The sequence below is a fragment of the Cutibacterium sp. LaCa_255 genome (genome assembly GCF_057458005.1).
This window is the reverse complement of the sequence record NZ_CP190956.1, coordinates 1,887,438-1,911,203: the sequence shown is the minus strand read 5'-3', so window position 1 is coordinate 1,911,203 and position 23,766 is coordinate 1,887,438. Positions and strand designations below refer to the sequence as shown.

Here is a 23,766-nt window from a genome sequence, read left to right as displayed (position 1 = left end):
AGGAAGGATCACCATGAACACCGAGCAGATGCTGCTGTCGCTTACGGATCTGCGGCACGACCTGCGTCAGGCTGAGTTTCCCCTTGATCTGCCCGAGGCCATCACCCAGGCAGGTTTGGCTCGTCGAATTTCCAACCAGCTCAACGACTACGTCCTTCCTCGGCTGGAGACCGTCGACGCACCGCTGCTCGCCGTGGTCGGTGGGTCGACAGGTGCCGGAAAGTCCACCCTGGTCAATTCGCTGGTCGGACGAGTGGTGACACGGCCCGGCGTCATTCGTCCCACCACAACCTCTCCGGTTCTCGTCCACCACCCTGACGACGCAGCGTGGTTCGACGGTGACCGGGTGCTGCCCACGCTGGTGCGCTCCCGAGTTGCCAGCAATGACGCCTCGAGCCTCCAGCTGGTCGCTGAGCCTGGGATCCCGAAAGGGTTGGCCATTTTGGACGCCCCCGACATCGATTCCGTGGTAGCGCGAAATCGCGACCTGGCTGCCCAGCTGTTGCAGGCCGCAGATCTGTGGGTCTTCGTCACCTCGGCTGCTCGCTACGCGGACGCCGTGCCCTGGGACTTCCTCAACGAGGCCCAGGAGCGACATGCCTCGGTGGCGGTGGTGTGCGACCGCGTTCCGCCGGAGGCCATGAGGGAGGTTCCCCCGGATCTCGGTCGGCTTATGACAGAGCGTGGGCTGGCCGATTCCCCGCTCTTCGCCGTGCCGGAGACCAAGACCAATGCCGATGGCCTCCTTCCTGACCAGGCCGTTTCACCGCTACGGTTCTTCCTGTCGAGCCTGGCCCAGGATCAGCAGAAGCGGCGTGAGGTCATCGCGTCCACCTTGTCCGGGGCCATCGGCTCGGTGTGCGAACGGTCGTCCTACATCGCCGCTGGCCTGGAAGCCCAGGCGGATGCCACATCCAGGCTGGCTGAGGATGCTCAGTCGATCATGGCCGAGGAGTCGCAATCGATTGCTGCGCAGTCGGCCGACGGTACCCTGCTACGAGGCGAGGTGCTGGCACGGTGGCACGAATTCGTGGGAACTGGTGAATTCATGCGGGCCATGGAGGCGAAGGTCTCGTGGCTCAGAGACCGCGTCGTCCGGGCATTCAAGGGAGCACCGCCGGAGGTCGAGAAGGTCAGTGTCGCGGTGGAATCTGGCCTGGAAAACCTCATCATCGCGGAAACCCAAGCTGGGTGTGAGCGAATCGAGGCCGTGTGGCAAGCTGACCCGGCCGGCCGCAGTGTCCTGGAACGGGCGGACGAGGATCTGGCCCGCCCGTCGCAGAGTTTTGAGGAATCCGTCTCTCGCATGGTGAGGGACTGGCAGGGCGACGTCATGGAATTGGTTGCTGGGGAGGGCATGGACAAACGATCCAAGGCCCGATTCATGGCCTTCGGCGTCAACGGGGTTTCCGTCGCACTGATGCTCGTCGTCTTCGCCCACACTGGCGGACTCTCCGGGGCGGAGGCCGGAATTGCCGGCGGCTCGGCCATCGTCGCGCAGCGGCTTCTCGAGGCCCTCTTTGGCGACGACGCGGTGCGGCGTCTGGCGAAAGTCGCCAAGGAACAGCTTGACGCCAGTGTCGAGGGGCTGCTCGCCAATGAGGTTGCGCGCTATCAAGACGTGCTCGGATCATTGGGGGTTGATGAGGAGCTGCCTGCTCGGATCCGCACCTCGATCGAGGAGGTGCGGCAGGCCCAGGAGGCGCCGGAATCTCGCGATGGCGAGGTGACGATTCGAACCCGTCCGAAGATCCGGGAGGTGGAGGCGTCCGGGGCTCCTGAACTCGGGCAGATGAGAGCTGGCATGCCCGTTCTCGACGCCGAGATCGTCGAACCATCGGCTGTTCTGGAACCTGAGCCTCGTCAGGAGGAACGATGAGGAGACAACGCGTCGACCTCGCCGAGCGCATCGAGATGCTGAGCAAGGCGGTGGAGCTGTCTGCTGGACGTGTCCCCGACGATGTGGCAGACCATGCCCGTACGGTTCTGGATCGTGCTGACCAACGCTGCCGAATCGGTGGGGACCACACCGTCATTGCCCTTGCCGGCGCCACAGGCTCGGGGAAGTCATCCACCTTCAACGCACTGGCAGGTGCGGAACTGGCGGATCCCGGCGTGCGTCGTCCGACGACCTCGAAAGCCACGTCAGCAGTGTGGGGAAGCGAGTCGGCCGAGTCCTTGCTGGACTGGCTCGATGTCCCTCGGCGACACCACATGGGCAGCGACGATGCCCTCGACGGTCTGGTGCTGCTTGACCTGCCCGACCACGATTCGGTGCGAATCGAGCATCGCCTGGAGGTGGACCGGCTGGTCGAGATGGTCGACATGATCGTGTGGATCGTCGATCCCCAGAAATATGCCGACGCCGCTCTGCACACTCGTTATCTGGCGCCGTTAGCGACCCATTCCGAGGTCATGACGGTCGTTCTCAACCAGGTTGACCGTCTCGACAAGGAGCAGCGCAAGAATTGCCTGCGCGATCTGCGTCGGCTGCTGGACTCTGAAGGCCTGGACAAGGCCAAGATCATGGCGATCTCGGCCACCACCGGTGAGGGCGTGGAAGACATGCGCGTCGCATTGGCTCGTGCCGTGCGTGCCAAGAAGGTTCAGGCAGCTCGTCTCCATGCTGACCTCGACAGCGTCTCTCAGCAATTGTCGGGGGCAACCGGTGACGAGGCAGGCCAGGTGAGCCAGGACTCCGTCGACCAATTGATCGAGGCATTGTGCACTGCCGGAGGTGTTGACCCCGTCGTTGAGGCAACCCGGGAGGCCTACCGAAAGAGAGGGCACTACGCCACTGGCTGGCCGGTCACGTCCTGGGTGTCGAAGATTCGTCAGGATCCGTTGCATCGGCTGCACCTGGACCTGGTGCCGAGGAGGAAGAAAGGGCTGTCGCGCGGGACGGAACCCACCGATGTACAGCGAAGCGCCATGACGGCACGCGTCGGCGTCGCAGGAGCCAAGGTGGACACGGCAGTGCGCTCTCTGGCGTCGGAGGCGTCCAATGGACTACCTCGTCCGTGGGCCGACTCGGTGCGGGCTGCCTCATTGTCGAACCGCAAGGACCTACCCGACGACATCGATCGAGCTGTCGCCGCCACGGATTTGGGGGTGCATCGCGGGACCGGCTGGTGGAAGTTGGTGACGGTGGTGCAGTGGATTCTCATCGTCATCGTCGTTGTCGGGGCGGCCTGGTGGCTGGTGGATGCTTTGACGGCCTACTTCCAATTCCGGGTTCCACCGGTGAGATGGCGCAACGTCCCGGTGCCGCCCCTCATCGTGATGGGGGGCGCCGTCGCGGGGATCGTGGTGTCACTGCTGTGCCAGGTCGGTGTGCAGGTGGGGGCGCGGGCAGCTGCGCATCATGCCAGGTCTGAATTGCGGGCCAACCTCACCGAGGTGGCATGGAAATCGGTCGTCGATCCGGTCAATGTGGAGCTCGATCACCACGACGAGGTTGTCAAGATCTTGTCCAAGGCGTCCTGATCCGGGTTCGGGGCCAGTGGCGGGCCCGAGTTGTCCACAGGGCCCTCGGCAAACGGTATCGGAGTTGTCCACAGATCTGAAATTGTCTGACGGGTTTCGCGGGTCCACGACGATAACTATGTGTGAGCGGAAAGGAGCTCACAGATGGACGCAAACGTGTCATTCACTGGAAATCTTGGAACTGACGTCGAGATGAAGACTGGCGAGGGTTGGCGGGGAGCCCGATTCCGGGTTGCTCACACTCCTCGCGTCATGAGGCAGGGGGAGTGGGTCGACGGGACGACGACGTGGCTGTCGGTGCACGTCTACGGGCGTCTCGCGGACAACTGCGCCGCCTCCTTGCACAAGGGGGATCCGGTCATGGTGACCGGACGACTACGTACCCGTAACTGGATCGACGACGAGGGCTCCCACGCGCAACTCATCGTGGTCGCGAGCAATGTCGGACCAGATCTGTCTCGAGTGTCGGCGGTGTGCCGCCGTCCCGAGAAACGGGCCGAGGCGCCGCTGGACGACGATCGCGTGCTGCGCTTCCAGGAGTCACACGATGTGGTTGACGGCGACGAGATCGACGACGTCGAATTGGTCGGTTCCTGAAGTCCGAGGTGATCCATCGGGAATGAGTTGGTGACGGGGGTCGTTACAACGACTGGCATACTGTGCAACGGTCGGTGAAGTGCCGGCCGCCCCGTTCCCGCAGATTCTGGAGGAGTGCCGATGGCCGAGTTCATCTACACCATGCACAACGTCCGAAAGGCGGTGGGTGACAAGGTTATTCTCGACAATGTCACGCTGTCGTTCTTCCCGGGCGCCAAGATTGGTGTTGTCGGACCGAACGGCGCGGGTAAGTCGACGATGCTCAAGCTGATGGCTGGGCTCGACAAGCCGAACAACGGTGACGCCAACCTCGCCAAGGGAGCCACAGTCGGAATCCTGCTCCAGGAGCCCCCGCTCACCGAGGACAAGACGGTTCGCGAGAACGTCGAGGAGGCCGTCGGCGACATCAAGGCGAAGCTCGCACGGTTCGAGGAGGTTTCGGCCAAGATGGCCAACCCGGACGCCGACTTCGACGCCCTCATGGCCGAGATGGGCGAGCTGCAAACCGAGCTCGACAACGCCAACGCCTGGGACATCGACACCCGCCTCGAGCAGGCGATGGATGCCTTGCAGTGCCCTCCCGGCGACACCCCCGTCGACGTGCTCTCCGGTGGTGAGCGTCGTCGCGTCGCCCTGTGCAAGCTCCTCATCGAGCAGCCTGACCTGCTGCTCCTCGACGAGCCCACCAACCACCTGGACGCCGAGTCCGTCAACTGGCTGGAGGGCCACCTCAAGTCTTACCCAGGTGCCGTCCTGGCCGTCACCCACGACCGTTACTTCCTTGACCACGTGGCCGAGTGGATCTGTGAGGTCGACCGCGGTCAGCTGCACCCCTACGAGGGTAACTACTCGACTTATCTGGACACCAAGCGCAAGCGTCTCCAGATCGAGGGCAAGAAGGACGCCAAGCGCGCCAAGATCCTCGAGAAGGAGCTGGACTGGGTGCGCTCCTCGCCGAAGGCTCGCCAGGCCAAGAACAAGGCCCGTCTGGCCCGTTACGAGGAGCTGGCTGCCGAGGCCGAGCGCAACCGCAAGATCGACACCGCCGAGATCAACATCCCGCCGGGCCCGCGCCTTGGCAACGTCGTGCTGGAGGCAAACCACCTCACCAAGGGGTTCGGCGACCGTGTCCTCATCAAGGACCTGTCCTTCACCCTGCCGCGAGCCGGCATCGTCGGCGTCATCGGCCCGAACGGTGTTGGAAAGACGACCCTGTTCAAGACCATCGTCGGACTGGAGAAGGCCGATTCCGGCCACCTCAAGGTCGGCGAGACAGTCAGCTTCTCCTACGTCGACCAGAACCGTACTGGCATCGACCCGGAGAAGAACGTCTGGGAGGTCGTCTCCGACGGACTGGACTACATCAAGGTCGCCAACTTTGAGGAACCCTCGAGGGCCTATGTGGCGAGCTTCGGCTTCAAGGGACCGGACCAGCAGAAGAAGTCCGGTGTGCTTTCCGGCGGTGAGCGCAACCGCCTGAACCTGGCCCTGACCCTCAAGCAGGGCGGCAACGTCCTCCTGCTCGATGAGCCGACCAACGACCTGGATGTCGAGACCCTCTCGAGCCTCGAGGACGCCCTCCTGGAGTTCCCGGGATGTGCCGTGGTCGTCTCCCACGACCGCTGGTTCCTCGACCGCATCGCCACTCACATCCTGGCCTGGGAGGGCGAGGACGAGGACGGTGTACCGCGCTGGTTCTGGTTCGAGGGCAACTTCGCCGACTACGAGGTCAACAAGATCGAGCGCCTCGGGCCGGAGGCGGCTCGTCCACATGCCTCGAAGCATCGTCGACTCACTCGTGACTGAGCGGTGACGCACTGGTGAAGAGTCAATGAACTCTTCCTGTTGGCACCGTTCACGGCGCCGGCTCATTGCTATAACGCTGTTATGGGTCGGCGTCGTTATGTTCCCACCGTCGTCATCGCTTTTGTCTCCGCGGTGTGTTTGGCCGTCACAGGATGCTCAATGGGCTCCTTGACGTCCCGTGACCCGAGTACGCCTGAGGCCGCAGAGGCAACGGGTCCGGCGGTTCTCCGTATCGTCGCTGGGTCTGAGCAGAAGACGGTGCTCGAAACCATCGTCGGTCCGTGGTGCAAGGACAAGGGGTACACCTGTACGTGGAAGCTCAAGGGATCGGTTGATCAGGCCCGTGACCTCCAGGCTGGGCAGGTCGAGGCCGATGCCTACTGGTTCGCATCCTCGGTGTTCTCCCAGCTCGCCAACACCAAGCACGTCCTCAGCGACGTCAAGCCGATGTTCCTCACACCGGTCGTCTACGCCGGGTACAAGCCGGTGATGGACAGGCTTGGCCTCGTCGGGAAGGACGTCACCGCAGTCCAGATCATTGACAGCCTCGAATCCGGCAAGGCCAAGGTGTGGGCAACCAACCCGACCCAGTCGAATTCCGGTGCCACGGTCCTGTTCAGCTTCCTCAACCACTTCGCAGGCAACCCACCTGGTCAGGCCCTGACGGCGGCTCAGCTCAAGGATCCCAAGGTTGTCGACGGCATGAAGAAGTTCTTCAATGCCATGGATCGCACCCCTCCTTCCACCGGCACCATGACCAGTCAGTGCGTCAAGGAGCCCAACCTCTGCCAGACGATGTTCACCTATGAGGACCTCGTCATTGAGGAGAACCAGAAGTTGGTCGGGGAGGGGAAGGACCCTCTCTACGTCGCCTATCCACGCGGTGCGATGGCGATCTCGGATGCTCCATTCGGTTTCGTGGACCACGGTCAGGCCAATGCCGAGGAACATCACAAGATCTTCACCGAGCTGCAGAACTACTTGCTCGAGGACGAAGCTGCACTGAAGAAGTTGGCCGCCATCGGACGGCGTCCGGGCAATGGGGTCGGCCTGTCCATGAGCAACGCCGACACCAAGGTCTTCAATCCTGACTGGGGTATCAAGACCACCCTCAAGGAGCAGGGAGTCACCTTCCCCAGTTCCGAGGTGATCGACCAAGCTCTGGACAATTACCACTCCCTGTACCGCAAGCCGGTGAACACCTACTACTGCCTCGACGGGTCCGGATCGATGGACAGCAATGGCGGCTGGGACGGCGTCAAGGATGCGGCGAGGGCATTGTTTGATCCCGCCGAGGCCAAGCGCAACAGGCTGCAAACAGCGGAGAAGGACGTCACCACGGTTGCGATCTTCAACAGGAACCTTACCGCCGGACCATGGACGGTCACCGGCAATGACCCCAGCAAACTCACCGATCTGCGCGAGAAGATTGACGGTTACGACCCTCATGGCGGAACGAACATGTACACCTGCCTCGACCGTGCAGTTCAACAACTGTCGACGTCCTCGGTGAGCAAGAAGCTGATCGTCGTCATGTCCGACGGTCAGTCCGAGGACGATTCGCGAGACCCGTCCATCGATGCGCTCAGGAAGGCGCACATCCCCGTCGTGACGATCGCCTTTGGAAAGAGTGCTTCGCCCGGACAGCTTCAAGAGGTCGCGAAGGCCAGTGGTGGTAGCTACGTGAGCAACGAGAACATGGTGTCGGCATTGCGGGAAGCTGCGGGATACAAGTGAGTCGACGACGCGCCCGTACTGTCGCCTCCGTGGCCGCCCTGGCTGCGATCGCCGTGGTCTTCATCGTCATGATGATCCTTCTTGACGGAGCCGCGACGGTCCCTCGTCTGGCCATCTCGACCGGCTTGGCCATCGCCACCGCAGTTGGTGTCAGCCTGGTCATGTGGCGCTCCCCGGCCCAAATTAGCGACGACTCCTACAACGACGATGCCGAGGACAAGGTGAGGTCATGTCGTCGGATTGTCGACGAGATCAGCAGTCAAGGTCACTCCTTGCACTCGGCGTCCATGAAGTCACTGGTGCAGCAGATCTCCAAGGTTGTTCCGGATCTGTTGGATCGGGTGAAGCGGGCGTCGCCGTCATCCCTGTATTCCTCGGCTAGCCAGCTGGAAGGGCACCTGCGCTCACTGTCGGGGGTGGTGAGCACCTACTGCGACGTTGAGGAGCATCCGTCCTACTACAAGCAGCCTGACGAGGTGTTGCTGGAAGGGGAGCAGGCGACGCGGCGATTCCTTGACTTCGCCGTCGACTCGATCCGACTCATCAACCAGGGTGATTTGGCGGAATACCGCGCAAATCTCGCGACCGTCGCCCCGCCTGAAATGCCCGTTCTCGCCATCGAGGAGAAATGATGTCCAAACCACGTTTCATCATCGGGGTCGTCATCCTGCTCCTCGTGTGCGTCGTCGGGGGAGCGTCGTACCTGTACCTGCGACCGGACTCATCTTCGTCTGCCGGTAGTGGCAAGGCGACGTCGTCGTCCGAGATCACCGAGATCAAGTGTGCCGGTGGTTCGGAGAAGACCGAACTCATGGCCGACCCCGAAGTCACCAAGGTGCTCGCCGACAAGTACCACCTCAAGCTCGAGTTCGTGCCGATGGGCTCCTACTCCCAGGTCCAGATGCCGACCGATGACATCAAGAAGGGCGGATACAACTGTCTATGGCCCTCCAGCGCTTCGGCACAGCGGATCTTCGAGGCCGACCATCTCGGCCAGTTCTCCGGATACCGTGCCCAGACGGTCCTGCAATCCCCTGAGGTGGTGTACTCCGGTCCGGAGGCGACGGCCGCGTTGCAGCGCGCCAAGGTCGTCACCAAGGTCGACAATCATTACGAGTTCGACATCAAGACCTTCCTACTTGACCACGCCACGAAGAGCACCACGTGGCAGAAGCTCAAGGCCGGGAATCTGGCCGGTCCGGTGCGAATCCGTAGCACCGATGCTCGAAGCTCCAACTCCGGATTCACCATGATGCAGCTCGAACTGACGATCCTGGCCACCAAGGACAGCACCTCGTCGCCGACGTTGGCCCAGGCCAAGGCGGTATTGCCGCAGATGAGGCAGCTGTACGCGACCTCGGGTCTGCAGGCAGCCAGTTCCGAGAATGGCTTCAGCCAGTGGCTCACCCAGGGCGGTGAGTACGCGGCCCCGCTGTTCGCCGGGTACGAGAACCAAATCATCCAGCTGGCGGCCACCAATTCGAACTCGAAGGAGATCCTCAAGGATGTCACGGTGCTGTACCCCAGCCCGACGATCTACTCGGATCACCCGATCCTGGCCTTGGACACGGACGGCCGGAGGCTCATCAGCGCCATGCGTGACGACGAGATTCAGAAGATCGCGTGGAAGAAATACGGTTTCCGATCCACGACGAATGCTGGGATAAACACCACGTCAACCTTCAAGGACTTGCCTCTCGCGTCACGGGTGCGGACCATTCCCGCCACCAACGCGGACGTAACTCAGGCCCTGATGTCCTGCCTCACTGACGCCAAGAAGTGTTCCTGAACACAACCACGAGAACAGCACCACCGAAAGGTTGACCATGTCCGAGATGTCGATCGATTTCAATGCCTTGGCGGGAGCCGAGACTCCTGACAGGGGAGCGGCCGAGTCCAGTGTGGGAGAACTCGCTGTCCAAGCCGCGCAGGGGGCTGAGCCCGGTCACACCCTCTCATGTTTGGCCATGCTCACTCCTGAGCAGCAGGAGGCGGCGAGAAAGGTGGCTGCACAGCAGTTTCCGCACCTGCTCGCTGACACCGATGCGCTGGGGACCTTCGGCGACCAGGCGCTGTCAGCCGTCAATAGCCAGGTGAATCGGATCTTCCAGGAGGTCGGCCCGGTGCAGATTCCCGAGCTGACCTCGATCATGAACGAGATCAACGACCGGATGCGTGCCTTCCGCCGCAACTATGACCCGAGCCTCAACCGCGAGGTGCGCGAGACGTTCGACAAGTTCGCCGACGCCGTCAAGGGAATCTTCCGACGTGGCCGCGACATCGTCGAGATGCTCTTCGAGGAGGCTCGCTCGGTCGATCAGCAGCTTGACCGCATTGCCGGGCAGCTCGCCACCAAGCAGCACGAGCTGCGTCGCAACGTCGTGTTGTGTGACGAGCTCTACCAGGCCAACGAGGTCTCGATCGCCCAACTCGTCGGTGCCATCGCCGTGATGGAGGCCATACTCGACGAGGCTGCCAAGGCGCAGGCTGCGATCGTCGTCGAACCGTCTGCCCCAGATGGCCGTGCCAAGCAGGAGGAGAGGGCTCGGATCACCGAATTCATGACGGCGATGCAGACGCGCATCAACGAGTTCCAGCAGCGTCTGTTCGTGGCATGGTCGACCAGCCCGCAGATTCGCAACATCCGCGCCCTGCACTACGGGCTCGGCCAGCGTCTGGCCCTCATGGTCAACCTCACCATCCCGACGATGAAGCTCACCATCGCCCAGTGGGGTCTGCTGCTCGAGGCCCAGCAGGCCGCAGGTATGCAGAAGGCCGTCGCCGAGGGTGCCAACGAGGTGCTATCGGCCTATGCCGCGGCTTCTGGACAGACCGTTGGCGAAATCTCCCGCACGATGCAGACCCCGACCCTGGATCCGCAGACGATCCTCGACGTCGCTGAGTCCCTTGACCAGCAGGCCACTGGTCTGGAGGACGCGGTTCGTTACGGCGAGTCGGCTCGTCAGGAGGTGGTCGCCGCGATCCTCGTCGCCCAGTCGAGCATCGCCAGGACCTCTGCCGACCTGGACAAGACGGTCGCCGAACTAGTCGTCAAGTCGGCGAACAAGGTTGAGCTTCCTCCCGCACCACACCTGCCCGAGGCTGTCATGGCCCAAGTGCCCACCGAGAAGAAGTCTGCGGTCGTCGCGATCACCGCGTGAGCTCTGCGTGAGGTAGGGCTCAGGCCGGGCCAATGGTGGTCCGGCCGACTTGTCGTGTGGCCCCTGCCGCGTTGTGTCCTTTCGACGTCGTGCCGTCAGCGTGTTGCGTGGGACGGCAGGTGCGAGGCAAACAGTTCCGAGAAGGTGAGGGCCCGTCGTCCCGTCAGGTCAGAAGTCTGGCGCCGGCAGGAGAATCCGTCGGCCACGATGATGGCCTGCTGGCCGGCGTCCTCGATGGCCGGGAGGAGGTCGTGCTGGGCAACCTTCACCGAGAAGTCGTAATGACCGTTCTCGACGCCGAAGTTTCCGGCGTAACCGCAGCAACCGCCGACCACCGTGACCTTCGCCCCCGCAGCCTCGAGCAGGCGCTTGTCCGGGCCAAATCCGAGGATCGACGCATGGTGGCAGTGGGGCTGGGCGACAACAGTGTGGCCGGCCAGGGAGGGCGGGACCCAGTTCGCTGCCTCCAGCATCTCAGCGACGGTGTGCATGTTCCGGGCGACGCGACCAACCCGTGGATCGTCCGGAAGGAGGCGTAGGGCGTCGTCGCGCCAGACGGTCGTGCAGGACGGTTCCAAGCCAACGACCGGGATGTTGGCGTCGGCCAGGGGAGCCAGCACCGCCAGTCCTGCGCGCAGCCGGCGACGAGCGCCGTTGAGCTGGCCAGTGGTGATCCAGGTCAACCCACAGCAGACGTCATCGGAAAGGACCCTCGGGCGGTAGCCGGCGTCGGCCAATACCGTGACGACGGCGGGGAGGTCCGAGCCTTCCAACATGTCGGAGAAGGAATCCACCCAAATGACGACGTCTCCCCTGTCCCCGCTGCGGCGAGTCGGTGAGGTCGATCCGGTTGAGGGGGTTTTGGTAGCAGGCGAGGTCGGAGTTTCCTGATCCGCCACGATGGTTCGGGCTGAGGTCGCCTGCTTGCTGGCCAGTCTGGACGAGGGCTGGAACCGGGGAAGCGGACGGCGCTGATCGACACCGGCCGTCCATCGGGCCAGGTGAGCGAAGGGTGAGACCGCCAGTACCTTGTTGGCCAGGGCAGGCGCTCCCGGGATGCGGTTGAGAAGGCGCTCCCAGAGAGGAAGCAGGCCCATGGTCACGTGGGAGCGGGGGCGAAGCCGGTGGCGGTACTTCTCGTTGAGGACCGTGCTGCGGTAGCTGGCCATGTCGATTCCGGTAGGGCAGTCGCGGGCACATCCCTTGCATGCCATACAGAGGTCGAGGGCGCGTTCCACCTCGGGGGAGTCCCAACCGTCGATGAGGGTGCCATTGACCATCTCCTTGAGGACGCTGGCGCGGCCTCGGGTGGAGTCCACCTCGAGCCCGGAGGCCTGGTACGAGGGGCACATCACCGCGCTTGGGGCAGTGTGGGCGACGCACTTTCCGACTCCGGTGCAGCGATGGACGTCGGCGGCGAATTCAGGATGGGAAATGGTGATCGCGGAAAGAGCTGATTCGTGGGTTCGGATATTGGTCTCGAGCGGTGCGGGATCGACGAGAATCCCCGGGTTGAACACGTTGTCCGGGTCGAGGATCGCCTTGACCTTGCCGAAGAGGCTCAGGGCATCAGGGGAGTACATCGTGTCCAACAGGGCCGAGCGTGCCCGGCCGTCGCCGTGCTCACCGGAGACTGACCCACCATGCCGTGCGACCAGTTGCGCCGCCTCGGTGACGAAGGAGCGGTAGCGCTGGGGTCCGTCGGACTGATCGAGGGGGAAGTCGATGCGGCAGTGCAGGCATCCCTCGCCGAAGTGGCCGTAGGGCAGGCCATGGAGACCGTGGTCCTCCAACAAGGACTCGAAGTCGCGGAGGTAGGCGCCGAGGTCGGCAGCGGGAACGGCCGAATCCTCCCACCCGGCCCAGGCGGGCTTGTCGAGGCTGACGCCGGCCAACCCTGCTCCGTCAGCACGGATTTTCCATAGGGCCGCGGCCTGTACTGGATCGGAGACCACCCAGCCATCGAGGCATCCGCTGGCAGCGACCATGTCTTTGGCTCGCGATGCCACCTCGGCCTCGTCATCGCCGCGAAGCTCCACGAACATCCAGCCGTCGCCACGCGGGAGATCGGGAACCGGGCGTCCTGCCCGGGAGACCACGTCGACGATCCGTCGCCCGAATCCTTCGCAAGCGACGGGGGAGAAGGGCAACAAGGCCGTGACGGCATCGGCGGCCTCGGGCATTGATGGGTAGCCCAGTGCCGCCGTCAATCCGTAGGGAGCTTCGCGGACGAGCCGGACCGTCGCCTTCGTGACGATACCCAAGGTAGCTTCTGTGCCCGCGATGAAGGCGGGCAAATTGCGACCACGCTCGGGTAGCAGCCACTCCATGGAGTACCCGGAAACTTGGCGGGAGAAGGTCGCGAATTCGGTCCGGATGGTCGCAAGGTTCGCGTCTGCCAGATCACCCAGGCGTTCCGCGAAAGGAGTCGTGAGGTCCCCGGGGCGGAGGGTCGTGACGTGGCCGTCAGCAGTGAGGAGGTCAAGGTCGACGATGTTGTCCCCGGTACGTCCGTACCCCAAGGCTCGCGGTCCGCAGGCGTTGTTTCCGATCATCCCGCCGATGGTGCAGCGAGTCGATGTGGAGGGGTCCGGGCCAAACCGCAATTGATGGGGAGCTCCGGCATGTTGAAGCCAGTCCTGGACCACACCCGGCTCGACGACTGCGGTAGCCGATTCGGGATCGAGGGAAAGGATGCGGTTGAGGTGCGCCGAGGTATTGATGATGAGTCCGGTTCCAACGGCATTGCCAGCACATGTCGTACCGGCGCCTCGGGTTGTCACGGGTAGTCCGACGTGACTGGCTGCCGTGACCAAGGCACAGAGCTCGTCAGTACTTCGTGGATGGGCAACTGCGGCAGGGACAACGCGGTAGATCGAGGCATCGGAGGAGTACAGGGCGCGCGCCAGCCGGGAATCGTCCAGGATTTCCACGGCAGAGGCGTCCAGACCCCTCAGAGTTGATTGAAAGTCCTGGAGAATGTCCGTGGTGGCCGTCATGGGCTCAGTCTGACACGGAAAGGACAGCCTTCATGGCCCGTCCCAAGGCCGAGAAATCCTCTGGATCGACCGGGTCAACGAAAACGTGGCGGACCGCACGGACATGGTCGGGGGCAGCCTGCCGCAGCAGGTCCATGCCGTCAGAGCTCAGCCTTGCGACCACTCCGCGACGATCCCGCACGTCAGGCTCACGCACGACAAGTCCGCGTGCCTCGAGCCGTTCGATGGCGTGAGTGAGTCGTGACCGTGACTGATGCACCTCGATGGCGAGGACAGACATCCGAACTGCGTGATCGGGGGCTTCCGAAAGACTGACGAGGATCTCGTACTCGCACAGCTCAAGGCCATGGCGTCGCAGATCCTCCGAAAGATGCGCCGTGATACGAGCTGATCCGAGGAGCCAGGCTCGCCAGATTCGTTGCTGCTCGATGCTCAGCCAAGGGGCAGCCGCCGACCGCTCTACCTCAGGCCCGACATCGTCAAAAGACGCCATCGATGGCGTCTTCGAGGCATCGCCATCATGGATGCTGCGCCTGGAACCGCCCTGTGACATGATCACTATCGTACCTGTGGTGCGGGGAACGTCCTCCTGCCCGCTCCTGTGGACACCTACCTACGGGTGTCATCGGGAATTGTGGGGACCGGCCAGTGCGCCATGCAATAGCGTGGCAGAAGTCATTTTTGACCGAGGAGAGGGTGAGTTGATGAGGCGTACCAGTGACGAGGAGTCCCTTGCTCTGCAGCACAAACTCATTGCATCCTCGGCCAAGAACTTCGCGGCGATGCTTGATCGACAGGCCGATGCCCATCCGAATCGCATCGCCTTTCTCACTCCTTCCGGCGCTGACGATGAGCCCAACGCCTGGCTCCCCATGACCTTTGCTGAATTCCGTCGTCAGGCCCACGAGGTGGCTGCTGGACTGATGGAGTTGGGGCTTCCTCGGGAGGGCCGTGTCGCCCTGCTGTCCGGAACGCGCACCGAGTGGATCATTGCCGACATGGCCATCTCCTCCGCCGGTGGCGCGACGACGACGATCTACCCGAATTCCGGGCCGGACGAGGCAAGTTTCATCCTGGTGGACTCCGAGTCATCCATTCTTTTCGTCGATTCCACCGCCCAGGTTGCCAAGATCCAGGGCAGGCCCGAGGTCGACGCGGTGGTTCGGCACATCATCAGCTTTGCCGACGATTCCGAGGAGACCGGCGTCCGAGATGACCGGCTCACCACCATGGCCGAGATCATTGCGAATGGACGTCGACGCCTGGCCGTCGAGCCGGATCTCGTGCGGCGCATGATCGATTCCGTCGAACCCGACGACCTGTGTACCCTCATCTATACCTCTGGCACGACGGGCACGCCCAAGGGAGTCGAGCTGACTCACCGGGCGTGGACGTACATGGGCCAGGCGTGGAAGAACCTCGACATGTTCCGTGGTGGGGACGTCCACATGTTGTGGTTGCCGTTGTCCCATGCCTTCGGGAAGTGTCTCATCGCCATTTGCGTCGAGATCGGGATCACGCAGGCCGTTGAGCCCCGGATCTCGCGGTTGGCCCGTAGCCTGGGCGAGGTGAAGCCACGCGTCATGTGTGGTGTGCCGCGCATCTTCGAGAAGATCCGTGCCGGTGTCATGACGGCATACCCACAAGGACGTCTGGCAAGTCGTGTCTCGCGGTGGGCCTTCGCAACCGGACGCGACGCCCAGCGCTACCGGAACGCTGGCGATCGGGTACCGACCGTGCTCGAGGCCAAGCGGAAGATCGCTGATGCGCTGGTCTTCTCGACCCTGCGTCGCAAGCTTGGCGGCATCGAGTTCATGATCTGCGGCGGTGCCAAGTTGTCGGAGCAGGTTCGGCAATGGTTCTCCTCCGCGGGGATTCCCATCATCGAGGGATATGGGGCGACTGAGGTCGGGGCAGTCGCGTTCTTCAGCGGGCCTGATGCCATTCGGCCTGGCACAGTGGGACCGGTCGCTCCTGGTTGCCTCGCGCGGATTGCTGAGGATGGTGAGATTCTGGTCTCCGGACCGATCGTTGCTCGTGGCTACCACAGCATGCCCGAGAAGACGGCCAAGGCGTTCACCGACGGCTGGTTCCACACTGGCGACATCGGCGAACTCGATGAGATGAACTACCTGCGCATCACCGACCGCAAGCGCGACCTGTTCAAGACCTCGGGCGGAAAATATGTCGCCCCACAGAAGGTCGAGGCCACCCTGATGGCCAACTGCCCATACCTGTCCAACGCGGTGGTTCTGGGTGAGGGACACAAGTATGCAGTGGCCCTCCTCACCCTCGAGAAGGGTGCTCTCATGACGTGGGGACGCCGGCATGGACGTCCCGACGCCAGTTACGCCGAGCTCACGGCAGACCCGGACGTGCGGCGCAGCATCCAGCGGTATGTTGATCGCGCAAACTCCCGCCTCGAGCGCTGGGAGACCGTCAAGAAGTTCGCGATCCTCGACCACGAGCTGACCGAGGACTCCCATTCGGTGACGACCAGCCTCAAGGTGCGTCGCGGCGTCGTGGCCGAGAAGTATTCCGACATCGTTGACGAGATGTTTGCCGACGAGAATGAACAATCGAGTGTGGCCAGGGGAGACGACGCGTCGTGACGGGCGCTGTCGTCGTCGATATTCCACTGCGTTGGTCCGACATGGATGCGCAGGGACACGTCAACAACGTTCGCATCAGCGAGCTGGTTCAGGAATCTCGAAATCAGGCGTTCTACACGAACGGCGCCCAGGAGATGCTCGAGACCGGGATCGTCGTCGTCACTCAGGATGTCGAATTCTTGGCCCCGTTCGTCGTGGATGGGAGCCCGCTGCGGGTCGAGGTCGGCTGCTCCAAGGTCGGTGCGGCACGAACCATCCTGGATTACCGCGCCTGGCACCATGACATCGAGGTCGCTCGGGCACGCGGGATCATCTGCCCCTTCGATTTCGACGCAGGACGCCCTCGCCGGCTCACCAACGGCGAGCGAGGCGCCTTCGAGGCCATGAAGGTCGACGAGATTCCGTGGAAGCCGATCAAGGTCGTCGACGTCTCCGGGATCGGCGACATCGTCGACGTACCTATCCGGTGGTCTGACGTCGATCGGCAGGGTCACGTCAACAACGTCAGCATGGCTGGTTACCTCCAGGAGGCCAGGATCCTCGCGACGACGTCGTGGTCGCCAGGGATGAGGCGAGCTGGGGACCACCTGTGGGTCGTCGTGCGTCAGGACATACGTTATCGACGCCAGGTTCCACCGTCGCAGCGGTCATGCAAGGTGCATACTGCGCTCACACGGCTGGGAACCTCGTCAATGACCCTCGCCGGGTCGATTGCCACAGACGAGGGATCTGCCCTCGATGCCGCCACCGTGCTCGTCTGCGTCGATCCGGACACCGGAGCCTCGGTCCCGATTGACGACCGGACGAGGGAGGCGTTGGCAGTCCACCTCGTCACGGTCTGATCAGTGTTCAGGCTCGCAGCCACACGGCTTGGTCACGGCCGACGGATGCGAGTCCGTGGTGGATCTTCAGCGAGGTCGAGGTGACGATGATCTTGTCTGGGTCCACGGTCACTGGGTCGTCACCGAAGTTCACAACGCAACGGAAGCCGGGCTCGCGGGAGAAGTCGAGGACATCGTCGGACGACTCGTTCCACGTCATCGTCCCGGCTCCCAGGGCAGGGTTGACCCGGCGCTCAGCCAGCAGAGTGCGGTAGAGGGTCAGGAAGGACGACGGATCGTCCTGCTCGGCCTCGACCGTCCAATCAGCCCAGTCGTGCGGCATCGGAAGCCAGGTGTCGCTCGTTGACGACCATCCGTAAGGGGCCTCGGAACCGCTCCACGGAATCGGGACGCGGCAACCGTCACGTCCGCGGTCATTGTGTTCAGAACGCTCCCAGGTAGGATCCTGCAGGACGTCGTCGGGGAGATCCTCCACCTCTGGCAGACCGAGCTCCTCACCCTGGTAGACGTAGGCGCCACCAGGAAGGGCGAGTTCGAGCATGACGGCCGCGCGGGCGCGACGACGTCCCAGAGCAACATCGGTCGGTGTGCCGTGGAACGTGGCATGGGGAGCAGCGGGATCCGAGAAGTCCAGACCCGAGATCTCCTTGCCGTAGCGGGAGACGGGGCGGAAGTTGTCGTGGTTGCCCAGCACCCAGGTGGCACTTGCGCCCACTGACTCGTGGGCCGCCAGGGATTCGGTGATGGTGGTGCGAAGCGAACGGGCCGACCACGCCGAGATGAGGAACTCGAAATTGAACGAGGTGTGCAGCCTGTCCGATTCGAGGTAGCGCACCAGATGGTCATGGGGGAGATACGCCTCGGCGACGAACATGCGCGGCCCCTCGGGGGTGTCGGCATATTCGTCGGCGATGGCTCGCCAGCGGCGCTGGATGGGTGCCAGTCCAGGCTGATCCCACATCGGGCTGTCGCCAACCAGCTCGCCGATCTCCTTGTTCTCGGGTAGGTCGGGCAGACCGGATTCCTTGACCATCGAGTTGGCGACGTCAATGCGGAAACCATCGACACCGCGGTCGAACCAGAACCTCAGAACGCGGTCAAACTCCTCGACGACTTCGGGGTTCTCCCAGTTCCAGTCGGGCTGTGAGACGTCGAAGAAGTGCAGGTACCACTGCCCAGGGGTGCCGTCGGGCTCAGTGATGCGTTGCCATGCACCACCTCCGAACACCGATGGCCAGTTGTTCGGAGGGAGTTCGCCGTTCTCTCCGCGGCCATCTCGGAAGATGTAGCGGTCGCGCTCAGGCGAACCGGGGGCAGCAGCGAGGGCATCCCTGAACCACGGATGCTCCTCGGAAGAATGGTTGGGGACGAGGTCGATGATGACTCGCAGGCCCAATTCGTGGGCCCGTGCCACGAGTGTGTCAGCGTCGTGGAGAGTGCCGAAGTCAGGGTTGATGGCACAGTAGTCGCTGACGTCGTAGCCGCCATCGGCCAGCGGGGAGGGGTACCACGGTGAGATCCAGAGGGCATCGACGCCCAGAGCGACGAGATGGTCAAGGTGTTCGATGATGCCGCGGACGTCGCCGATGCCGTCGCCGTTCGAGTCGGCGAAACTACGCGGGTACACCTGGTAGACAACGGCGGACTTCCACCAGTCGTGGGTCGTGGGGATAGTGGTCATGGGGGTCCTTGAAGGGTTGTGAGGGTCGTCAGGGGCGGGGTGGGCCCGCGGCGTGCCCGACGATGTCCGCCGCCGCGGAGCTGTTGGAGGGTCAGTCTACGCGGACCTCTCGTCCGTCGCCGGACCAGTTGACGTGCCAGGAACCCTCGTCGTCGACACGGCGGTAGGTGTGAGCGCCGAAGAGATCGCGCAGGCCCTGGGTGAGGGCGGCGTTGAGACGTGGCGCGCGAACCTGGTCGTAATAGCCCAGGGCTGAGGAGAATCCCGGAACTGGCACTCCGGCCTCGACCGCTCGGGCGACGACACGACGCCATGCCTGCTGGCAGCGAGCGAGCTCGGCCTTGACGGAAGGTGCCTCCAGAAGGGTGGTGAGGTCTCCGGCCGCGTACTCGTCCTTGATGCGCTGAAGGAGGCGGGCTCGGATGATGCAGCCATCGCGCCAGATGGAGGCGACCTGGCCCATGTCGACCTCCCAGTTGTACTCGACCGCCGCAATGCGGATCTCATCGAGCCCTTGGGCGTAGGCGACGACCTTTGCGGACCACAGAGCGTCACGAACGTCGTCGATGAAGGCCTGACGGTCATCGACCGAGATGGTGCGGTCCGGCCCCTCGAGGGTCTGCTGGCCCACCGTGCGCAGCGGCAGGGCGCTGGAGACTGAGCGAGCAAAGACGGCCTCACTGATGGTGGAGACGCCAACTCCGAGCTCAAGAGCCGTCTGCACGGTCCAGGTGCCCGTTCCCTTCATCCCTGCCTCGTCGCGGATGACGTCAAGGAGGTCGGTGGCAGGGTCGCGAGGATCCTTGGCACGCAGCACCCGGGAGGTGATTTCGACGAGGTAGGAGTCGAGATCACCATGGTTCCAGGACTCGAAGACGTCTCCGGCCTCGGCGTTCGTCAGACCGGCAGCGCGCAACAGGGCGTGGGCCTCACCGATGAACTGCATGTCGGCGTACTCGATGCCGTTGTGGACCATCTTGACGAAGTGTCCGGCGCCATCGGTGCCCATCCATGCGCAGCAGGGCTCGCCGTCGACCTGTGCCGAGATCTTCTCCAGAACCGGACCGATGGCTTCGTACGACTCAGGGGAGCCGCCTGGCATGATTGACGGTCCCTCCAACGCTCCGACCTCGCCACCGGAAATGCCGGTGCCGACGTAATGGATGCCGGTCGGGCGGATTTCTTCCTCCCGACGTCGGGTGTCGCCGAAGTAGGCGTTGCCGCCGTCGACGAGAACATCACCCGGCTGGAGCAGGGGAGTGATCTCCTTGATGACGGCATCCGTGCCACGACCGGCCCTGACCATCATGACGATGCGGCGCGGGCGCTCGAGACATGCGACAAAGCCAGCCAGATCATGGAACGGCAGGAGGGTTCCCTCGTTCCCGTGCTCGGCCATGACCTCGTCGGTGCGTGAAGCTGTGCGGTTGTAAACGGCGACCCGGAAACCCTTGTGAGCCATGTTGCGGGCCAAGTTGGACCCCATCACGGCCATCCCGATGACGCCGACCTCGGCGGTCTGCGGCGCAGTGTCACTCATGCGATTCCTCCTAGATGTCTCGCTTCCATCCTTCCAGGCATTTCCGCGTGGTGCAGGCGCGGATGGGTGGGGATGACGTGAGACAGCGAGGATGATAGAAGTTTTGGTGATGGAATCCTGCGGTGTTTCCGAGATCACCACGACAGGCGTGGCCGTACCCGGGCTGATGACACATCGTGACCAGAGACGCAACGGTGTCAGGTGCAGTGACGGTTTGACGACGGCGAATTTTCCTCAGAGAGGTCCAACGAAAGCGCCCAGGCAACTATCAGGTCGGGGCCAGACCAAGCATGATCCGCGAAAGCTCGTGGTCTGACATCATGACCTTTGGGCGATGCCGCTTGTGGATCCGCTGTGCCAGCCACTCCAGCACGAATCGTGGTCGTTGCCTGAGCATCGTCGGAGTGATGTGCAGCATCCGCCAGCCATGTCGATCCAAACTCGCTGATCGCATCATGGTCGCTTCGTAACCTTCGGGTGTGCCGTGCACGCAGCGGCCGTCGACCTCAACCCCAACGCGTTCCGCATCGAAGGCTTGGTCGAGGGTGAAGGCTTCTTCGGCGGTGTCCACCCGTGTGTTGGAGTGCCACCCGGTGAACCCGACCGCGCGGAGCGCCCGAGACAACCACAATTCCGGCACCGACCAGGGATTGAAGGAAATATCGGCCAAGGCTGCTGTGATGCGGTGACGGCCGAACTTCCAGGACAGGCAGGAACGAGCCGACCTGCAGGAACGTGGGGTGACGAGTTTTTGTCTCAGCGCCTCGCAGACCCATTCCCATTCTCCCCGAACGGCCAGAAGGAGGACGGACGCCTCAGGAATTGCCATGGGGACATCGCGGTATTGGGTGACGTATCGGCGCGGAACTCGCCATCGGTGCACGAGGATTCCCTCTCGCTTGATGCCCCTCGTCCGTGAAAACGCCTCCACCAAGTGAATGGCGCTGAAATCTCGCGTCCGGCTCCCCGGGGGAATCATTCCTTGCGCGACGAGGGCGGCTTTGCCAATGATGACCGCGTCTCGATGCCACATGTGTATCGCCTGCATCTTCACTCGAGAATCGTCAGCTCGCCCGGCATCCGCAACGACTCCCGGGAGCATGCGTATTGCGCGGCCGGCTTTCACAGCGCGGTCAGCTTGCCCGCGAGTTCTGCTGAAGCGATGTATCCGCACGACACCGCCGCAGTCCCTCATGTCCAGTTCAAGTTCGTTCACACCACTATTTATCGGCGGGACACCAGAGAATCCGTCAGCCAAATCAAGATCTGTGGACATCGTCGGGAGAACCACCGAGAAGATTGTGGATAACCTCGAGGAATGGGGTCCTGGGATCCGGCTGGAGAGGAATTCGCGGCACAACCACCAAGGAAGCCCACCGTCCTCCATGAAGATGAGAGAGATCCCAAGGTTTCGGGTTGCCCCTTATCCGGCGTGGTAACTCAGGAAAGACGGACCGTCCATGATCGGGAAGAGTTCGCGACGCGCCATATGTCCGTGTTCGCCAACGTACTTCTCCGTGAAATCTCTCCCGTTACCTTGCTGGTGGCCCCGTAAGGAGGGGTCACGGTCGTCGGGCCCGGCATGACTTGCTGCCCCTGTCTCATGAATGATCCGGGGGGTGTTGTCACCGGGCTTGGTGGCGCCAGCCGACCGCTGATAGGGACACGGCCTGCTTCAAAGGTCTCTTCGTAACGTGGGTGCCGGCAGCTGATGCATCACCACCCGGGCGACCGTTCATCTCGGGATGGAAGGATGGCGGTTGTCATGAATCAGGACAGCGGCTTCGACATCTGGTGCGGGCTGGACGTTGGCAAGACCGGCCACCACGCCTGCGCATTGGATGCTGCTGGCCGGAAGGTCTTCGACAAGCCCCTGCCCCAGGACCAGAAGCGCCTCGAGGAACTCTTCGACAAGCTCCAGACCCATGGCCGGGTCCTGGTGATCGTTGACCAGCCGAACACAATCGGAGCACTACCCATCGCGGTCGCCCGGTCCATGGGAATCCAGGTCGCCTACCTGCCCGGGCTGGCCATGCGCCGCGCAGCAGACCTCTACCCGGGCAACGCCAAGACCGACGCCCGCGACGCGTTCGTCATCGCCGACACCGCGAGGACCATGCCCCACACCCTGCGCCGGGTCGACGCCGGCGAGGAAACCCTCGCGGAGCTGAAGGTGTTGGTCGGGTTCGACGAGGACCTCGCCGCCGAAGCGACCCGGCTGTCGAACCGCATCCGAGGATTGCTCACCCAGATCCACCCGGCCCTGGAACGCGTTGTCGGACCCCGGTTGACCACCAAGCAAGGCCTCGCGGTGATCGAGCAGCTCGGCGGGCCCCAGGCCATGGCCGCTGCGTCGAAGTCCAAGCTGCTGCGGGTCATCAGCAAGGCCTACCCGCGCGGCGCCCAAGAGTTCGCCGATGCCATCACCACCGCCCTGGCCGAGCAGACCGTCATCGTTGCCGGAACCGCCGCAGCCGAGCAGGTCCTGCCCCAACTCGCTGCATCGCTGCGCCAGACGCTGGACCAGCGACACGCACTCGCGGCGCAGATCGAACAGGTTGTTGATGCTCACCCTCTTGCCGAGGTCCTGACCTCGATGCCAGGCGTCGGGGTCAGGACCGCAGCACGGATCCTGCTCGACGTCGGCGACGCCTCCCAATTCCCCACCGCCGGACACCTCGCCGCCTACGCCGGACTCGCCCCAGTCACCCGACGATCCGGAACCAGCATCCGCGGCGAGTTTCCCGCCCGCTCTGGCAACAAACACCTCAAACGAGCCCTGTTCCTGTCCGCCTTCGCCGCACTGCGCTCAGACCCCACCTCCAAGGCCTACTACGACCGCAAACGAGCCCAGGGCAAGAAGAAGCACAACGCCGCCCTCATCTGCTTGTCACGCCGACGCTGTGATGTCCTGTTCGCCATGCTCAAGAACCGGGAGCCCTACCGGGCCCCCACCCCAACGCGAGAGCCATCACCCCTGCCCCTCGCCGCTTGACGGGGAACATAGGGACACCCCCCAAGGTCGGTCCAAAACTGGTGCGAAGACGCTACGCTGAGCCCATGATCGATGCGGTGGCCCTTGTGCCCATGAAAACCCTGCCTGGCTGGCCCGAAGCCGAATTCAGCTCCGTGCACCTACTCATGTTGTGTGTCGTGTGGCCGATCGCCACGGCTGTCCTGTTCACCCTCATTGGTTGGGGAGTCCATTTTGCCAAGGGACGCGGCGGCAAGAACTCGGACTGATCCTCGTCACGCAGCCTGAGTGCTGAGCACGAGGACGAATGCGGCCCCGAACCGGCTGGTTC

The 23,766-nt window shown here is 63.4% G+C and carries 17 protein-coding genes; 12 read left to right on the top strand and 5 right to left on the bottom strand.

Annotated features, from left to right (window positions below):
- Positions 1-13 precede the first annotated feature (13 nt).
- The 8 genes from ACP8ML_RS08675 to ACP8ML_RS08640 all read left to right on the top strand — a co-directional run bounded on the left by ACP8ML_RS08675 (position 14) and on the right by ACP8ML_RS08640 (position 10,787).
- Positions 14-1,879 (top strand): GTPase family protein, encoded by a 1,866-nt coding sequence (locus ACP8ML_RS08675; protein WP_016665853.1) that lies wholly within the window; start codon positions 14-16, stop codon positions 1,877-1,879.
- Entirely contained in the window at positions 1,876-3,486 is a 1,611-nt protein-coding gene (locus ACP8ML_RS08670) for a YfjP family GTPase (RefSeq protein ID WP_117189811.1), read from the top strand. Before ACP8ML_RS08675 ends, ACP8ML_RS08670 begins: the two co-directional genes overlap by 4 nt.
- A gap of 144 nt (positions 3,487-3,630) precedes the next feature.
- Positions 3,631-4,083, top strand: a complete 453-nt coding sequence (locus tag ACP8ML_RS08665) for a single-stranded DNA-binding protein (RefSeq protein ID WP_065673377.1) — start codon at positions 3,631-3,633, stop codon at positions 4,081-4,083.
- Positions 4,084-4,203: 120 nt separating this feature from the next.
- Complete coding sequence (ettA, locus tag ACP8ML_RS08660; RefSeq protein WP_486702914.1) at positions 4,204-5,889, top strand: energy-dependent translational throttle protein EttA; 1,686 nt, start codon at positions 4,204-4,206, stop codon at positions 5,887-5,889.
- 159 nt (positions 5,890-6,048) lie between these two features.
- On the top strand, positions 6,049-7,626 hold the full coding sequence (locus tag ACP8ML_RS08655) for a vWA domain-containing protein (protein ID WP_117189814.1): 1,578 nt from the start codon (positions 6,049-6,051) through the stop codon (positions 7,624-7,626).
- Entirely contained in the window at positions 7,623-8,258 is a 636-nt protein-coding gene (locus tag ACP8ML_RS08650; protein ID WP_016665848.1) for a hypothetical protein, read from the top strand. The genes ACP8ML_RS08655 and ACP8ML_RS08650 overlap by 4 nt, the downstream gene beginning before the upstream one ends.
- Positions 8,258-9,415 (top strand): hypothetical protein, encoded by a 1,158-nt coding sequence (locus ACP8ML_RS08645; protein ID WP_249361346.1) that lies wholly within the window; start codon positions 8,258-8,260, stop codon positions 9,413-9,415. Before ACP8ML_RS08650 ends, ACP8ML_RS08645 begins: the two co-directional genes overlap by 1 nt.
- A gap of 46 nt (positions 9,416-9,461) precedes the next feature.
- Positions 9,462-10,787 (top strand): toxic anion resistance protein, encoded by a 1,326-nt coding sequence (locus ACP8ML_RS08640; protein WP_249361347.1) that lies wholly within the window; start codon positions 9,462-9,464, stop codon positions 10,785-10,787.
- 95 nt (positions 10,788-10,882) lie between these two features.
- On the opposite strand, the gene ACP8ML_RS08635 is transcribed toward ACP8ML_RS08640, so the two are convergent.
- Both ACP8ML_RS08635 and ACP8ML_RS08630 read right to left on the bottom strand, forming a co-directional pair.
- Positions 10,883-13,786: an FAD-binding and (Fe-S)-binding domain-containing protein gene (locus ACP8ML_RS08635; RefSeq protein WP_065673372.1), complete on the bottom strand. Its 2,904-nt coding sequence runs from the start codon at positions 13,784-13,786 to the stop codon at positions 10,883-10,885.
- Positions 13,787-13,790: 4 nt separating this feature from the next.
- A complete protein-coding gene (locus ACP8ML_RS08630) occupies positions 13,791-14,348 on the bottom strand; it encodes a MarR family winged helix-turn-helix transcriptional regulator (RefSeq protein ID WP_065673371.1) in 558 nt (185 codons plus the stop codon).
- 142 nt (positions 14,349-14,490) lie between these two features.
- Between ACP8ML_RS08630 and ACP8ML_RS08625 the strand changes: the two genes are divergently transcribed.
- Together ACP8ML_RS08625 and ACP8ML_RS08620 are read left to right on the top strand one after the other, a co-directional pair.
- A complete protein-coding gene (locus ACP8ML_RS08625; protein WP_021107710.1) occupies positions 14,491-16,398 on the top strand; it encodes an AMP-dependent synthetase/ligase in 1,908 nt (635 codons plus the stop codon).
- A complete protein-coding gene (locus tag ACP8ML_RS08620; RefSeq protein ID WP_065673370.1) occupies positions 16,395-17,240 on the top strand; it encodes an acyl-CoA thioesterase in 846 nt (281 codons plus the stop codon). The genes ACP8ML_RS08625 and ACP8ML_RS08620 overlap by 4 nt, the downstream gene beginning before the upstream one ends.
- A 7-nt stretch (positions 17,241-17,247) precedes the next feature.
- Here ACP8ML_RS08620 and ACP8ML_RS08615 read toward each other — a convergent pair whose 3' ends face one another.
- The 3 genes from ACP8ML_RS08615 to ACP8ML_RS08605 form a co-directional block, all read right to left on the bottom strand.
- Positions 17,248-18,921 (bottom strand): glycoside hydrolase family 13 protein, encoded by a 1,674-nt coding sequence (locus ACP8ML_RS08615; protein ID WP_065673369.1) that lies wholly within the window; start codon positions 18,919-18,921, stop codon positions 17,248-17,250.
- Between the two features lie 91 nt (positions 18,922-19,012).
- A complete protein-coding gene (gndA, locus tag ACP8ML_RS08610) occupies positions 19,013-20,461 on the bottom strand; it encodes an NADP-dependent phosphogluconate dehydrogenase (protein WP_117189817.1) in 1,449 nt (482 codons plus the stop codon).
- 268 nt (positions 20,462-20,729) lie between these two features.
- The gene (locus ACP8ML_RS08605; protein WP_117189818.1) at positions 20,730-21,656 is read right to left on the bottom strand and encodes a hypothetical protein; all 927 of its coding nucleotides are present in this window, start codon (positions 21,654-21,656) and stop codon (positions 20,730-20,732) included.
- A 570-nt stretch (positions 21,657-22,226) separates the two neighbouring features.
- Between ACP8ML_RS08605 and ACP8ML_RS08600 the strand changes: the two genes are divergently transcribed.
- Both ACP8ML_RS08600 and ACP8ML_RS08595 read left to right on the top strand, forming a co-directional pair.
- Positions 22,227-23,456, top strand: coding sequence for an IS110 family RNA-guided transposase (locus ACP8ML_RS08600; protein WP_486702910.1), 1,230 nt, complete (start codon positions 22,227-22,229; stop codon positions 23,454-23,456).
- A 65-nt stretch (positions 23,457-23,521) separates the two neighbouring features.
- On the top strand, positions 23,522-23,704 hold the full coding sequence (locus ACP8ML_RS08595) for a hypothetical protein (RefSeq protein WP_065673387.1): 183 nt from the start codon (positions 23,522-23,524) through the stop codon (positions 23,702-23,704).
- The last annotated feature ends 62 nt before the right edge of the window (positions 23,705-23,766 follow it).